A 14,844-nucleotide genomic window follows, 5' to 3' on the forward strand; every position below is an offset into this window, starting at 1 on the left:
CCCACCCAAGCTGGCATCCCGCCTCGGTGCTGAAAGGTTATCGCTGCGCGGCGCTGGCTTTAGTGGTGACGCTGGGCGCCTGCGGGGAGAAGGAACGGCAGGCCGCCGCGCCAACCAGGCCCCCGCCGCCGGCATGTGTCGGCGCCACGTTCGAGGGCACGCCGCTTACCCACTGCATCGCCGATCCTGCGCGCCACACCATTCGCATGGTTCTTGGCCCTGAAGGAAAACCTCATCGCAGTCTGTCGGAACTCGCCGTCGCGCTTGGCTCGAGATCGAACCGGGTCGCCTTCGCGATGAATGGCGGCATGTTCGACGATGCCGGACTGCCCATTGGCTATTATGTCGAGAACGGGCGCCGAGGCCATCCCCTCAACCGCGCCCAGGGTTGGGGGAACTTCCATCTGCAACCCAATGGCGTCTTCTACGGGACCGGCACCAAATGGGAGGTTCGCAGCACCACGGATTTCGCCGCTCACGTCGCCAAGCGCCCGCAGTTCGGCACGCAGTCCGGGCCGATGCTGGTGATCGCCGGCAAGCTTCACCCTCGCCTCGATCACGACGGTCCATCGCAGAAGCTGCGCAACGCCGTAGGCGTCGACCGGCAAGGCCGCGCGCACTTCGTGATCAGCGAGGCCCCCATCTCGTTCGGCAAGCTCGCACGCTATTTTCGGGACGAGCTGCATACTCCAAACGCATTGTTCCTCGATGGCAGCGTATCATCCTTGTGGGATCCGCAAATGCACCGCGTCGATGGCGGACCACCGCTCGGCCCCTTGATCGTGGTCGAGAAAAGGACGAAGGCAACGCCATGATCCTGGTCATCGACAACTACGACAGCTTCACCTGGAACCTCGTCCATTACCTGATGGAGTTGGGCGCGAAGGTCGAGGTGGTGCGCAACGATGCGATGTCGGCAAGCCAGGCGATCGGCACTGGTGCGCAAGGATTGCTGATTTCGCCGGGCCCCTGCACGCCGAACGAGGCTGGCATCAGCCTCGACCTCGTGGCGGCCGCCGCCGACGCCGAGTTGCCGTTGTTGGGCGTTTGTCTGGGGCATCAGGCGATCGGTCAGCATTTCGGCGGAAAGGTGGTGCGCGGCGGGCTGATGCACGGCAAGACGTCGCCGGTGACCCATGATGACAGTGGCGTGTTCGCCGCCATTCCCTCGCCGTTCTCCGCGACCCGCTACCACTCGCTCATTGTCGAGGACATTCCCGAGGCTCTGCAGGTCAATGCCCGGTCCGACGATGGCCATGTCATGGGGTTTCGCCACGCGACACTCCCGATCCACGGCGTGCAGTTCCATCCCGAGAGCATCGCCACGCAGCACGGTCACGCGATGCTGGCGAACTTCCTCAAGGTCTGCGGCATCGAGGCGCGGTTGCCCGCGTGACCGTCGCGATCACGCCCGCCCTGGTCGAGAGCGAAGCTCTGTTCGGCCGCATGCTCGATGGCGACATGCAAGACGACGAGATCACCGCCGCTCTGCTGGCGCTGTCGGAGCGTAACGAGACTGCCGAGGATATCGCAGGCGCCGTCCTGGCGATGCGCGCCCGCATGATCCCTGTGAAGGCGCCGCCCAATGCCATCGACGTGTGTGGAACCGGCGGTGACGGGCAGCATAGCCTCAACGTCTCCACCGCTGTGGCGATCGTCGTCGCCGCGTGCGGCGTTCCGGTTGCCAAGCATGGCAATCGCGCGGCCTCCTCGAAAGCTGGAGGTGCGGACACCCTCGAGGCCCTCGGGCTCGACCTCGATCGCGCCAGTGACATGGCGGAGCAGACGCTGGCCGATATGGGCCTAGCGTTTCTGTTCGCTCAAAAGCATCATCCGGCGCTCGCGCGGATCGCCCCCATCCGCAAGGCGATCGGCAAGCGGACGATCTTCAACCTGACGGGTCCGATGGCGAACCCGGCATCAGTGTCTCGCCAACTCGTGGGCGTTGCCAATCCCCTTTATGTGCCGATTTATCGAGACGCCATGGCGATGGTCGGAACCGGAGCCGCAATCGTCGTCGGGGGCGATGAAGGGCTCGATGAACTGTCGATCGACGGCGGCAGTGTCGTCGCTTCGATAGGCCTTCCCGCGCTTCCACGGCGGATCACGCCCGCCGATGCGGGGCTGCAGAGTCACCCGTTGGATCAGTTGCGTGGCGGTGACGCCGCTTACAATGCTGCGGCTTTGCGTCGGCTGCTGGATGGCGAAGCGGGCGCCTATCGTAACGCCGTTCTGCTCAATGCCGCCGCTGCGCTTATCCTTTCCGGAGAAGCCGCCGATTGGCGCGAAGGCGCCGAGGAAGCCGCTGAGGTGATCGACAAGGGCCTTGCCAAGACCCTGCTCGATTGCTGGATCGCCACAACAGCAAAGTAGGATCATGTCCGACAAGCTCAAAGAAATCTGCGCCACCAAGCGCGAGGAAGTCGCCACGCGCAAGGGCTTCGAGACCTTCGCCGACCTCGATGCCAAAGCGCGCGAGCAGACCGCGCCTCGTGGTTTTCGCCGTGCGTTGGAGGCGAAGGCGGCAAATGGTTTTGCCCTTATCGCTGAGATCAAGAAAGCATCCCCCTCTAAGGGGCTGATCAGGAATGACTTTCGTCCAGCCGAACACGCCATGGCCTATCAGCGCGGAGGCGCCGCCTGCCTCTCCGTGCTGACCGACGCATCCTATTTCCAAGGCCATGAAGATTATCTCGTCGATGCTCGTGCAGCGTGTGAACTGCCGGTCCTGAGAAAGGACTTCATGATCGATCCGTGGCAGGTTGCCGAAGCGCGTGCGATCGGGGCCGACGCGATCCTGATCATCGTAGCGGCGCTGGAAGATGAATTGATGATCGACATCGAAGCCGCCGCGATCGAGCGCGGAATGGATGTGCTCGTCGAAGTTCATAATGAGGATGAGATGCAGCGCGCGAGCACCTTGAAATCAGGCCTTATCGGCGTGAACAATCGTGACCTGAAACGCTTCGTGACCGATCTTGGGACGACCGAGCGGCTTACGGCCCTGGCGCCTGCGGGAACGCTGCTGGTGAGTGAAAGCGGGATCGAAAGTCACGCCGATATCGAACGGCTCGCCAAGTGTGGAACGCGCACGTTCCTGGTGGGGGAAAGCCTCATGCGACAATCCGACGTCGAAGCGGCAACGCACGCGCTTTTGTTTGGCTGAGGGGCAGCGTAAAGTCCCTGTCCTACCGCGAGCGGCTCTGCCATGATCGCCCGATGATAGATCACTCTTGGATATCGATCGGTCCTCGCTGCGATGAGCCCGATCGGCCTACCTTGCCACTGTTCAGGACACCGGCAACTGCGGCAATCAAACGATGAGCAAATCACTCACACACATCGATGACGACGGCACCGCGCGGATGGTCGATGTCGGTGCGAAGAACGAGACTCACCGTTTGGCGGTCGCATCCGGCCGCATCCGCATGAGCGCCGACGCCCTCGACGCCATCCGAAAGGGAAATGCTCCCAAGGGTGATGTACTTGGCACAGCGCGCATCGCCGGCATCATGGCAGCCAAGCGGACGGCTGACCTGATCCCGATGTGCCATCCTCTGGCGATCGACGCGGTCAACCTCGATTTCGCCTTTGAAGCTGATGCCGTCCGCGCCGTCGCCACTGCATCCCTGACCGGCAAGACCGGCGTGGAAATGGAAGCGATCACCGGGGTTACGATCGCCCTGGTCACGATCTACGACATGGCAAAGGCGCTGGATAAGGCGATGGTGATCGAGGATGTACGGCTGATCGAGAAGCGCGGCGGTAAATCCGGGCACTGGCGCGCGCTGCCGTCATGACCCGAGAGCCGCCGATCCCGCTCGAAGAGGCGCAGGCGCGGCTGCTGGCCTTGGTCTCGCCCTTGCCGATCGAGCGTATCGCAGTCGAAGCTGCGCTCGGGCATTACCTGGCCGAGCCGCTATTGGCGCGCCGAACCCAGCCTTTCGCCGCACTTTCGGCAATGGATGGCTATGCCGTTACCCAAGGCGATCTGAGCGGCCCATGGCGGATCGTCGGAGAAAGTGCGGCCGGGCATCCCTTCATGGAAAGCTTCTCAGCCGGACAAGCTATTCGCATATCGACCGGAGCGATGCTTCCCGCCGATGGAGCGGCGGTTATCCTGCAGGAGGATGTCACGCGCGACCTCGACCGCATCGTGCTGTCAGGCGATCGCCCATCACCGGCCAACAAGCATATCCGGCCGCGTGGCATGGACTTCTCGGAAGGTCAGCAAGTGCTGCCGCGCGGTATGGCAATGGGCCCTGCCCAACTGGCTTTGTCGCTTAGTGCCGGGCACGATGATATCGCTGTTCATCGCAAACCGAAGGTGCTGATCATGGATAGTGGGGACGAACTCTCTGCCCATCCAGCGACATGTTCGGATCACCAAATCCCCGCCAGCAATGGCGTGATGCTGGCGGCTATGGCGCGCTCCTTGCCCTGCGAGGTTCGCCGGATCGGCCCGATACCCGACACGCTCGGCGCGCTGGCAACTGCCTTCGCCAAGGGCTCCGACGCCGATGTCATCGTGACCAGCGGCGGTGCGTCGGTAGGCGATCACGACTTGGTCAAGCCGGCGCTCGAAGCCTGGGGTGCCGAACTGGGCTTTTGGCGCGTTGCTATCAAACCCGGAAAGCCGATCCTCGTCGCCACCAGGACAGTCGGCGCGAGGCAGCAGATCATACTCGGACTCCCGGGCAATCCTGTGTCGAGCCACGTGACGGCATACCTCTTCATGTTGCCGCTGCTGCGAGCGTTGCTCGGGGCGGCTGCTCCGACGCCGCGGTCTATGACCTTGCGGCTCGGCGCCCACTTGCGAGCAAACGGTGGACGACGCGCCTTCGTCCGCGCGTACTGGAACGGGCAGATCGTGATCGTTCATCCTCAGCAAGACAGCAGCGCATTGAGTGCGCTGGCGGTCAGCAACGTGCTTGTAGATCGTCCAGCCAACGCACAACCGGCAAGCGAGGGCGACGAGGTTATCGCGTACTGGCTCGAAAATGGCGGAATGGCTTGACGGGCAAATTTTTGTTGCTTACTTGTTCGCTAATTGTTCACGAGAACAACGCCCAAGGAGGCGGCGAAGATGTTGACGCGCAAGCAGCACGAATTGCTCAGGTTCATCCAGGTAAAGCTGGAGGAGACGGGTATCTCTCCCAGTTTCGAGGAGATGAAGGAGGCTCTTGATCTCAAGTCGAAGTCGGGCGTTCACCGCCTGATCTCGGCTCTTGAGGAGCGCGGTTTTATCCGCCGCTTGCCTAACAGAGCACGTGCTTTGGAAGTGCTCAAGCAGCCTGATAATCTTGGTGCACGCGTTGTCCCCTCGCGGTCGATTAGCACCGGTATCGATTTGGCGAAGCCGCGGGCGCCGACACCGCGTCCCGCCAACGATGTCATCGAAATCCCCCTGCATGGCCGTATCGCCGCTGGTATGCCGATCGAGGCGCTGGAGGGGCAAGCCATGTTGCCCGTTCCTGCCGCGCTGCTGGGTTCAGGCGAACATTACGCGCTTGAAGTCTCTGGCGATTCGATGATTGAGGCAGGCATACTCGACGGAGATTTCGCGCTGGTGAAGCGTACGAACACCGCTCGTGATGGCGAGATCGTGGTAGCCTTGATACGCGGCGAGGAAGCGACGCTGAAGTACTTGCGGCGCGAGGACGGGTTCGTACGACTGGATCCAGCTAACGCAGCGTACGAGCCTCAAATCTACGCAGTCGGAGAAGTCGAGGTTCAGGGTAAGTTGGCGGGGCTGTTACGCCGCTATCATTGAGCGGGGCTTCGCGTCGGGCTCAATGTATGAACCAGTTTCAACGCAATCCGAACTCGGGCGGAAGATGGCGGGATTTGATGTCGGACAGACACTTGGAATGGCGAGGCGCCAGTCATTCGTTGCTCGCGAAAGGCTGGTCCTTGGGCAATTTAATAGGGAGATCAGGCGTTTGCAAAGTATATCTCGGCGCTTGTCTAAATTTTACCGGCCAACATTCCATTACCCGGTGCGGTCGTCGTGCTGGGGCCAATTGATCGTTTGCGTTGCCAGGCCGTGACTTCCTGATGCCACCAACCATGCTGGCCCTCGCCTTGTGCAACGCTCGTCACCCTTGCGGACCGAAGATCGATTGCCAGTCCACCTGCCCTGGTGAGCAGCCGTCGATCTGCTTTCAACCAACGTGGTTGGCAGCTATTCGGCAGCCATCGATCCGATACCACAATATCGACCCTGTCACAGGAGGCCGCCAGCGCCCGCTCTGGCAAAGCACCATGGCTGCGCGTCAGAAGTACAGACCAGTCGCGTTCGCCCCTGCGTAAAGTCACAATACACGCATCACGATTACAGCGCGCGCCCGGCCATGCGGTGATGACCAACGGTGTCCCGCTCATCCCTGCCACCTCAATTAAATTATCCCGCGCGAAATTGCTTCGGCTCTCGCGCAGGATGAACAACTTACTGGCGTCGTCGCCGAGCAAGCCAACATGTCGTCCATCTCCCGATATCAACAGGTCAGCTGGCTGAACCACCACCACCAGAATTGTACCGATTGCGGCAGGCACCAACCCCAGCCAGCGGATTCGAGCGCTCCAGAGTGCCAGCCATAAACCGCCGACGACAAAGAGCATGAACGAACCGCCGCCAAATGCCGGCATGGTCGTCACAGCGCCGGGCTGTCGCGCGACCCATTGCGCGACGGCCTTCAATAGCCAGACCGCCGTGTCTGCCACCCACCACGCTGGTGCCCCAAAGCCAACCGTGTCGAGTACCAGTCCGATCAACACTGATGGCATGATAATCACTGTTGTCAGCGGGATAGCGACGACATTTGCAAGCGCTCCATAGATGCCGCCACGATGAAAATGGTAGAGCCCGATCGGCATCAAGGCTACCTCGATCAGTATCCCGGTCAGCAAAATCATTGCGAGATGGCGCCCACCCCGTACGAGCGGACTTTCTTCACGCGGCTTGAGGAAACTACGGATTGGCGCGGCGCCCGACAGCGCGACGATCGCCAGCACCGCTGCAAAACTCATCTGAAAACTGGGCCCCATGATCGCCTCGGGCCAGACGAGCAGGACGAGGAACGCGGCAAGCGCCAGCATTCTCAGCGACAGCGCCTCCCGGCCAAGCGCCAGCGCCGCCAGGACCAGCAAGGCTCCGATGCACGAACGAACCGTCGGGACTTGTGACCCGCTCAGCAGGGTGTAGCCGATTCCTGCGAGTGCGCCGCACCCCGCGGCCACGACCGGCAATCGCACTCTTAGCGCAAGCCACGGCCACAAGGCCAGCAGGCGCAAAGCCGCGAAGTAGAGCGCTCCGATGACGGCGCTCACATGCAGGCCACTGATAGAGAGCAGGTGGGCGAGACCGGAATCGCGCATTGCCTGCGCGTCGATGGCAGTGATGCCGCCCATATCACCCGTCGTTAGGGCTGCTGCTATGCCAGCCTGCTCAGGCGAAAGCTGGGCGCGCACATGATCGGTCAACCGGCGCTGCACCTCATTCAACCGTGCTCCACCTGCCCCCGGCTTGACGACCTCCAGCGGGGACAGGGCCGTTCCGGTAGCGGCGAGCCCGGCAAACCACGCGGAACGTGCGAAGTTATAAGAGCCAGGCAGCATTGGCGGCGCCGGCGGGACCAGACGCGCACGTACCTGCACGATCGCGCCCGGCTGCAAAGTACCCAAAGCAGCCTTGTCGTCAGGCAAGTTGAGCCGAACGCGGATTGCGCGAGCCGTACCAGGCTCTCGCGTGGCCATGATGATCCGGCTTCGTGTTTGTGCCGGTTGCTTTTCGATGGAGAGGATCCTCCCCGCGAGCATCGCAACGCCAGGATGTGCGATCGGCTCGGCGCCTATCATGCTTGAACGAACCCAGACCGAGCCGCAGCCTGCGGCCACCACGAACGGGATGACGATCCCGGTTAGACGAAGATAAGGGTAGTGTCCGTGCTCCCGCAAGATCGCTGCCGATGCCATGCTGATCCCGATGCAGATCGCCATCAGAGCGAGCCAATGGCCCTGCGCCGGTAACGTGAACCATAAAGCTATGCCGCTTCCGAACGCCACGGCCAGCCACGGCGCCCGCTCGAAGCCTGCTTCGCCAAGAAAACGTTCGAGAGCGGCCAAGCCTCTCGACAAGCGGCGCAGGCTGTTCCATGGCCGATGTTGCAATGCAGCGCTCTTCGAAGTGATGGGGGCGGAATATGGCGGCGCGCGGCGCGTACGCCACCCGCGTATTGGACAGGAAGGTTGGCTAGATGGCAAGCGGCAGCGTAGCAGCAGCAGCCCAGGGCGAAAGGATTGACCCTGTGCATCCTGCTGGCACGCGTCCGGTGGTCACGCGGTTCGCGCCATCGCCGACCGGCTACCTGCATATCGGCGGCGCTCGCACCGCATTGTTCAACTGGCTCTATGCCCGTCATCACGGCGGAACGTACCTGCTGCGGATCGAGGATACCGATCGTGCCCGCTCGACCGAGCCGGCGATCGAGGCCATCTTCGACGGTCTCGACTGGCTTGGTCTCGGCGGCGACGATGAACCGGTGTTTCAGTTTTCGCGGACAGCGCGCCATGCGGCGGTCGCTCATGCGCTGATCGCTGCTGGCCAGGCCTATCCATGCTACATGACGCAGGAGGAACTCGCCGCTCATCGGGCCAAGGCGCAGGAGGAGCGTCGTCCGTTTCGCCTTGAAAGTCCATGGCGCGACGCCGGTCCCGAGACGCGCCCGGTCGATGCACCGTTCGTGGTGCGCATCAAGGCCCCGCGCGAGGGCGAAACCGTGATCGAAGACCTGGTGCAAGGCAAGGTAACGGTCCGCAACGAGGAGATCGATGATTTCGTACTCCTGCGGTCTGATGGGACGCCAACCTACATGCTCGCCGTGGTCGTCGACGATCATGACATGGCTGTCACGCACGTGTTGCGGGGCGACGATCATCTCAACAATGCCTTTCGCCAGCTTGCCATCATCGACGCCATGGCAGCGATCGAGAACTGGGAGCGCCCGGTTTATGGCCATGTCCCGCTCATCCACGGAGCCGATGGCGCGAAGCTTTCCAAACGCCATGGGGCGCTTGGCGTTGATGCGTATCGCGACGACCTGGGGATCCTGCCGGAAGCCTTGTTCAACTATTTGCTGCGGTTGGGCTGGGGTCATGGCGATGACGAGATCATCAGTCGCGATCAGGCCGTCGACTGGTTCGACATGGCGGACGTCGGCAAGTCGCCGTCGCGGTTTGATCTGGCCAAGCTACAGAATCTTAACGGTCACTATATGCGTGAGGCCGACGATATCATGCTGGCGGGTCTGGTCGGCCAGCAGCTGCATCCGGGTGTAGATCTTGACCTGCTCACGCGCGCGATGCCGGTGTTGAAGGTGCGTGCGAAGGACGTGAACGAGCTGGCCCAAAGCGCCGGCTTCCTGTTCGCCGCGCGACCGCTCGCGCTCACCGACAAGGCAGCGGCGTTGCTAACCGACGAGGCGCGTGAGCGACTGGCAGAAATGCACGATCGGCTGGCGGCGGCTGGGGACTGGACACTGGACAGCCTCGAGTCCACTCTAAAGAACATGGCGGAGACGCTTGGTCTCGGCCTCGGCAAACTTGCGCAGCCTTTAAGGGCCGCGCTGACGGGGCAGACGACCTCGCCGGGAATTTTTGACGTTTTGGTTCTGCTCGGTCGGGACGAAAGCCTCGCGCGGATTGCCGCGCAAGCTTCCGTCCAGGCAGGGTCGCAAGTCTAGGGAGTACAGGTACTTGGCAAACCAGGCAAAGCTCAACACCGCAGGCAAGGACTTCGATTATCCGATCCTGCAAGGCAGTGTCGGTCCGGACGTGATCGACATCCGCAAACTGTATGCGCAGACGGGACAGTTTACCTTCGATCCCGGCTTCACATCGACCGCGGCTTGTGAATCGGCATTGACATACATCGATGGCGATGAAGGCGTGCTGCTCCATCGTGGTTATCCGATCGGTCAGCTGGCTGAGCGCTCCAGCTTCATGGAAGTAAGCTACCTGCTGCTTAATGGCGAGTTGCCCAAAGGCGATGAGTTAGAGGAGTTTTCCAGCACGATCACACGGCACACGATGCTGCATGAACAGCTAGCGACCTTCTATCGCGGCTTTCGTCGCGATGCCCACCCGATGGCCATCATGTGCGGCGTCGTCGGTGCACTTTCAGCCTTCTACCACGATTCCACCGACATCGCTGACCCTGAGCATCGCAAGATCAGCTCGCATCGCCTGATCGCGAAGATGCCGACGATTGCTGCCATGGCGTACAAGTACTCGGTCGGGCAGCCGTTTCTTTATCCCGACAACAAGCTGAGCTACACCGGCAATTTCCTGCGCATGACCTTCGGCGTGCCTGCTGAAGAGTACGAGGTGGTTCCAGAAGTTGAAAAGGCGATGGATCGGATCTTCATCCTCCATGCCGATCACGAGCAGAACGCGTCGACCTCGACCGTACGGCTTGCCGGTTCTTCGGGTGCGAATCCCTTCGCATGCATCGCCGCGGGTATCGCGTGCTTGTGGGGCCCGGCGCACGGTGGTGCCAACGAGGCGGCGCTCAACATGCTCAAGGAGATCGGCACGCCGGATAAGATCCCTCATTATATCGAGCGGGCAAAGGACAAGAACGATCCGTTCCGCCTGATGGGCTTCGGTCACCGAGTCTACAAGAATTACGATCCGCGTGCCACAGTGATGCAGTCGACGGTGCGTGAAGTCTTTGCGGCGTTGAAGGTCGACGATCCGCTGTTCGAGACGGCGCTCAGGCTCGAAGAGCTGGCGCTGAACGATCCGTACTTTATCGAAAAGAAGCTGTTCCCGAACGTCGATTTCTATTCGGGCATCATCCTGTCGGCGATCGGTTTCCCGACCACGATGTTCACAGTGCTGTTCGCACTGGCCCGCACGGTGGGCTGGGTGGCGCAATGGAACGAGATGATCAGCGATCCAGGCCAGAAGATCGGTCGCCCGCGTCAGCTTTATACGGGGCCGACGCAGCGCGACTATCTGCCTCTCGACCAGCGCTAAACGCTGGATCGGCAGACCAAGCTTACAGAGGGCTTCGGTGCACACCGAAGCCCTTTTGCATGAAGACCTTGCGAGCGAACAGCGACTCTCGCGTCATCGCGCGTAGGCTAGCGTACGACGGCGGGGATCGTGACCTCGAACCGAGTCTCATCATCGTTCGACGACAAAGAGATTTTGCCGCCATGGGCTTCTGCGATCTGCGATGCGATATACAGGCCAAGGCCGAGACCCTCACGATCGCCGCCGGTGGCCGTTCGAAAGAACGGATGGAACAGCTTCTCACGCGCCGCAGCGGAAATACGCTCGCCGCGATTTGCGACTGAAATCTCCAGATTGCCGTTCCAGCGATCGCAATCGACCACGATCGGCTCATCAGATACGCCGTGAGTCAGAGCGTTGCCAAGAAGGTTCGACAGCATCTGTGAAATGCGTCGTGGATCGCATTCGGCGGGCGATGGCAAAGTGCAGCCGGTAAGCACGATCTTGCGATCCGGATGGGCGGAAGCCAGCTCCTGAACAACTTGCCTGATCAGCGCAGCAATATCCACCGGCCGCCGATCCAGCGGAATACCACCGCCGAGACGTCCCCGCGCAAAATCGAGAATGTTGTCGATCATACCGGACATGCGCGAAATGCTGCCCTGCATTTGACCGAGAATAAGGCGTGAGCGATCCACGTCCGGCGTCTTGGACAGCATCGACACGCCGGCCTGAACCGCCGCAAGCGGATTTCGCAAATCGTGACCAAGGACAGCGATGAACTGCTCGCGCAGTTCGCCCGTCTCGATCTCGCTGGCCAGCTTGTCCTCCGAGACCCTCAGGCGGTCATCCATGTCCAGATGGTAGCCGATCAGGTCCGCGAACAGGCGGACGGCGTCCCGCACCTCCACACGTTGCAGATCACGAGGCTCGGGATCGATGGCACAAAGAGTACCGAAAAATCGTCCATCTGCCAGCATGATCGGTACCGCGAGATAGCTTCTGAAGCCGTACTGTCGAGGTACCGGATGCGTACGATACTCCTCGTCTTCCGAGACATCGGAGATGATTACCGTTTGTTTGGACTGACGAATTTCGTTGCAGATTGTTGAGCTGAGCGGAAGATTTCCACCCGGCTCGAGGCCGAAGGCGATCTCATCGCGAACGCTGCAGGCGACCCATTGTGACTCGGTAACCCGTGCTATAGCAGCGAAACCCATATTGGTAAGGCGGCAGACCGTATCGAGAATCACTGGAATGGCGTCTATGCGTTGAATCGCCTCGATATCCCGCGCATGTGAATCCATATTCGCCTCCCGGCCTGCTCCGTACGCGCAAGCCCGACAGATTGCGAGTGTCACTTCGCGCAGGATCAAGCACTTAAGGGCTGCGTTGGATGTCGGTCGAGGCTTCAGCCCTACCTTCGACGCATGACGGTCACTCTGTGATTCGGCCGAAAGGCATCAGGGATTTGGCGGTCGCGGCTGCCGCCTTGCCATTGCCATCACGCAGGACCGTCAACAGCGTGAGAGCCTGCCGCTGCATCAAGCGGTCGAACGAGGTCGGCGTATTCGCTTTGGCAGCTACCTCTGCCAGACGACGGGCACCCGAGATATCAGACGGATCGATCTGGATACGTTGCAGACACACAAGCGCCGGTATCGAGGCGCGGTCTCGACCTAACGCCAGTGCGCGATCCAGCGCCTGGTTGCCGATTGAGGATCGCGCCCCGACGACTGTGCGCGCGAGCATCGGCCCGAACTCGATAATGGCGGCAAGATGCCATGCGCCAAGCGCCATCTGCGCTTCAGGATTGCGTGGATCGGCGGCGACTAGGGCTTCAAGCTCACGGCGGGCCGCGATGACATCGGAGCGGCTCCGAGTGAGCTTTCCGCGATAGCTAAGACCAAGAGCGTGCTGCAATCGCGAGGACTCGTCGCGAGGATCGCGCTTCATGCCTGCGTCGGCCATTGCGATCGCTTGCCCGACCCGCGTCAGCGCCACCTTTTTGTCACGTGTTCCGAAAGCGGCGCTCACCAGCATGTCCCGAGCTGGATCGGCGTGCGCGGGGCTGCAGAGCGCCGTAGCACAGATTGCCATTATCAAAGCGGCGTGCCTCATCAGCTCTCTCCAGTTGCATGCCGCCCTTGAGCGCAATCGATAGGCTAAGGCAACGCGCCCGAGGCGCAATGACAATTGGCCACGATGTGTTTGAAAAAGCGCCCAGATCAAACGGATCGTCGCAAAAAGAACCGCGCAAGGCACGTAGGCCTCACGCGGTTCCATCCAATTTGACTACGACATCAACGCAGCGAAACGACGTTATCGGATACGCGCGGATCTTTCCGGTCACCAGTGTACAGGCTGGTCATCGGCTCGTCATCGACGATGACGCTGGCACCTTGGCCAAAGCCATTGAAGGCCGTTCGCATCGCCGCCCCGTAAGCGCCGAGCATACCGATTTCGATGTAGTCGCCGGCCTTGATGTCCCCGGGCAGCTGGAACGGACCCTCCATGTAGTCCGCGTCGTCACACGTCGGGCCGTAGAACGCGAAATCCTCGAGTACATCAGACCGCTCGCCCTCGGCGGACAAGCACTTGACCGGAAAACGCCAGGCGATGTGCGCCGCATCGTAGAGGGCACCGTAAGCACCATCGTTGATGAACAGCTCCTTACCTCGGCGCTTCTCGACCTTCACGATCAGCGAGTTGTACTCCGCCGACAGCGCCCTGCCCGGTTCGCACCACAATTCTGCGTTGTAGGCGATCGGCAGTGCTTCGAAGTGGCGATGAATGATCGCGAAGTAATCCTCCAGCGGCGGTGGCTCCATGCCCGGATAGACCGAAGGAAACCCTCCGCCAACGTCGATCATGTCAATGACCACGCCGGCATCGGCGATGGCTGCGCGTACACGTTCCAGCGCCTGTACATAAGCGAAGGGTGTCATCGCTTGGCTGCCGACATGGAAGCACACCCCGAGCCAATCGGCGACCTGACGCGTCTCCTGCAACAAAGGACCCGCATCCGCGAGGTCGATGCCGAACTTCGACGCCAGGCTGAGTTCCGAATATTCCGACGAAACCCGCAAGCGAACGCACAGGCGCAAATCGGTGGCGGGAACGCCTTGCGTGTTCACTGTAGCCGCGACGATCTTCGCCAGTTCTTCCCGCGTATCGAGGCTGAAGGTGCGCACGCCATGGTCGAAGTAGGCCTCACGGATCGCGCTGGCGGTCTTCACAGGGTGCATGAAGCACAAAGTCGCCTGCGGCAGCGTGGTCCGTACGAGACGAACCTCGGCGATTGACGCAACGTCGTAATGAGTGATGCCCTCCCCCCACAGAATCTCAATAAGATCAGCGGAAGGATTCGCCTTCACGGCATAAAGCGACTTGCCCGGAAACTTCGTGGCGAAGAAACGCGCAGCACGCGCCGCGGCATGCGGACGATTGAGGATTACGGGTTCGTCGGGCGAAAGGGCGCGAACTACAGCCGATGCTTCAAGATGATGGTGCAACTCAAGGGACCCCCAACGGATGTTAGCGAAAAGCTGCCTTGCGGTATGGAAGGTCCCATGGGGCAGCGGAGGGCGGCTATACGGCCGTAGGGATGAATGGCAAGTGAAAAACTTTGGGGTTCATAAATCCGTCACAAAGGGTGTCGGGGGAGCGCTTTGATCCTAATTTCTCCAACAAGGAACGACCCGCCATGCGATGCCTTGCAGCATTCTCTAACCACTGCTGACATCCCGAAATCTCCACGACCTGATGACACAACGCTCTTCAGGTAGAGCCGTTGCAACTTCGATGTTCTGCTGGCGCTACGGCGCT

At 61.2% G+C, this 14,844-nt stretch carries 13 protein-coding genes; 9 read left to right on the forward strand and 4 right to left on the reverse strand.

Annotation, left to right across the window (positions count from 1 at the left end; genetic code table 11):
• The first annotated feature begins 26 nt into the window (after positions 1-26).
• From ACXJ1Z_RS17550 to lexA, 7 genes are all read left to right on the forward strand, one after another.
• Positions 27-815 (forward strand): phosphodiester glycosidase family protein, encoded by a 789-nt coding sequence (locus ACXJ1Z_RS17550; RefSeq protein WP_463778431.1) that lies wholly within the window; start codon positions 27-29, stop codon positions 813-815.
• On the forward strand, positions 812-1,396 hold the full coding sequence (locus ACXJ1Z_RS17555; protein WP_463778433.1) for an anthranilate synthase component II: 585 nt from the start codon (positions 812-814) through the stop codon (positions 1,394-1,396). The genes ACXJ1Z_RS17550 and ACXJ1Z_RS17555 overlap by 4 nt, the downstream gene beginning before the upstream one ends.
• Entirely contained in the window at positions 1,393-2,373 is a 981-nt protein-coding gene (gene trpD, locus ACXJ1Z_RS17560) for an anthranilate phosphoribosyltransferase (protein ID WP_463778434.1), read from the forward strand. Before ACXJ1Z_RS17555 ends, trpD begins: the two co-directional genes overlap by 4 nt.
• A 4-nt stretch (positions 2,374-2,377) precedes the next feature.
• Complete coding sequence (gene trpC, locus ACXJ1Z_RS17565) at positions 2,378-3,166, forward strand: indole-3-glycerol phosphate synthase TrpC (protein ID WP_463778436.1); 789 nt, start codon at positions 2,378-2,380, stop codon at positions 3,164-3,166.
• A gap of 154 nt (positions 3,167-3,320) precedes the next feature.
• Entirely contained in the window at positions 3,321-3,800 is a 480-nt protein-coding gene (gene moaC, locus ACXJ1Z_RS17570; RefSeq protein ID WP_463778437.1) for a cyclic pyranopterin monophosphate synthase MoaC, read from the forward strand.
• The gene (locus ACXJ1Z_RS17575; RefSeq protein ID WP_463778439.1) at positions 3,797-5,017 is read left to right on the forward strand and encodes a molybdopterin molybdotransferase MoeA; all 1,221 of its coding nucleotides are present in this window, start codon (positions 3,797-3,799) and stop codon (positions 5,015-5,017) included. The genes moaC and ACXJ1Z_RS17575 overlap by 4 nt, the downstream gene beginning before the upstream one ends.
• A gap of 69 nt (positions 5,018-5,086) precedes the next feature.
• Positions 5,087-5,773, forward strand: coding sequence for a transcriptional repressor LexA (gene lexA, locus ACXJ1Z_RS17580; RefSeq protein ID WP_463778440.1), 687 nt, complete (start codon positions 5,087-5,089; stop codon positions 5,771-5,773).
• Between the two features lie 194 nt (positions 5,774-5,967).
• Here lexA and ACXJ1Z_RS17585 read toward each other — a convergent pair whose 3' ends face one another.
• Positions 5,968-8,124 carry a ComEC/Rec2 family competence protein gene (locus ACXJ1Z_RS17585; RefSeq protein ID WP_463778442.1) on the reverse strand — a complete coding sequence of 719 codons (2,157 nt, stop codon included), beginning with the start codon at positions 8,122-8,124 and terminating at the stop codon, positions 5,968-5,970.
• A 131-nt stretch (positions 8,125-8,255) separates the two neighbouring features.
• Between ACXJ1Z_RS17585 and gltX the strand changes: the two genes are divergently transcribed.
• Positions 8,256-9,740: a glutamate--tRNA ligase gene (gltX, locus tag ACXJ1Z_RS17590; protein WP_463778443.1), complete on the forward strand. Its 1,485-nt coding sequence runs from the start codon at positions 8,256-8,258 to the stop codon at positions 9,738-9,740.
• A 13-nt stretch (positions 9,741-9,753) separates the two neighbouring features.
• Positions 9,754-11,037 (forward strand): citrate synthase, encoded by a 1,284-nt coding sequence (locus ACXJ1Z_RS17595; RefSeq protein WP_463778445.1) that lies wholly within the window; start codon positions 9,754-9,756, stop codon positions 11,035-11,037.
• Between the two features lie 107 nt (positions 11,038-11,144).
• Here the strand turns inward: ACXJ1Z_RS17595 and ACXJ1Z_RS17600 are convergent, their stop codons facing one another.
• From ACXJ1Z_RS17600 to ACXJ1Z_RS17610, 3 genes are all read right to left on the reverse strand, one after another.
• Positions 11,145-12,323 (reverse strand): GAF domain-containing sensor histidine kinase, encoded by a 1,179-nt coding sequence (locus tag ACXJ1Z_RS17600; protein ID WP_463778447.1) that lies wholly within the window; start codon positions 12,321-12,323, stop codon positions 11,145-11,147.
• A 130-nt stretch (positions 12,324-12,453) separates the two neighbouring features.
• Positions 12,454-13,302, reverse strand: a complete 849-nt coding sequence (locus tag ACXJ1Z_RS17605; protein WP_463778448.1) for a hypothetical protein — start codon at positions 13,300-13,302, stop codon at positions 12,454-12,456.
• Between the two features lie 17 nt (positions 13,303-13,319).
• Positions 13,320-14,531 (reverse strand): type III PLP-dependent enzyme domain-containing protein, encoded by a 1,212-nt coding sequence (locus tag ACXJ1Z_RS17610; protein WP_463778450.1) that lies wholly within the window; start codon positions 14,529-14,531, stop codon positions 13,320-13,322.
• Positions 14,532-14,844 lie beyond the last annotated feature (313 nt).

It is taken from the genome of Novosphingobium sp. TK46 (genome assembly GCF_055361525.1).

Bases quoted from the DNA above. Each gene is read 5' to 3' on its own strand.
- ACXJ1Z_RS17555 (WP_463778433.1), top strand. From the start codon at position 812: ATGATCCTGGTCATCGACAACTACGACAGCTTCACCTGGAACCTCGTC.
- trpC (WP_463778436.1), top strand. From the start codon at position 2,378: ATGTCCGACAAGCTCAAAGAAATCTGCGCCACCAAGCGCGAGGAAGTC.
- moaC (WP_463778437.1), top strand. From the start codon at position 3,321: ATGAGCAAATCACTCACACACATCGATGACGACGGCACCGCGCGGATG.
- ACXJ1Z_RS17575 (WP_463778439.1), top strand. From the start codon at position 3,797: ATGACCCGAGAGCCGCCGATCCCGCTCGAAGAGGCGCAGGCGCGGCTG.
- lexA (WP_463778440.1), top strand. From the start codon at position 5,087: ATGTTGACGCGCAAGCAGCACGAATTGCTCAGGTTCATCCAGGTAAAG.
- gltX (WP_463778443.1), top strand. From the start codon at position 8,256: ATGGCAAGCGGCAGCGTAGCAGCAGCAGCCCAGGGCGAAAGGATTGAC.
- ACXJ1Z_RS17600 (WP_463778447.1), bottom strand. From the start codon at position 12,323: ATGGATTCACATGCGCGGGATATCGAGGCGATTCAACGCATAGACGCC.
- ACXJ1Z_RS17605 (WP_463778448.1), bottom strand. From the start codon at position 13,302: ATGGAACCGCGTGAGGCCTACGTGCCTTGCGCGGTTCTTTTTGCGACG.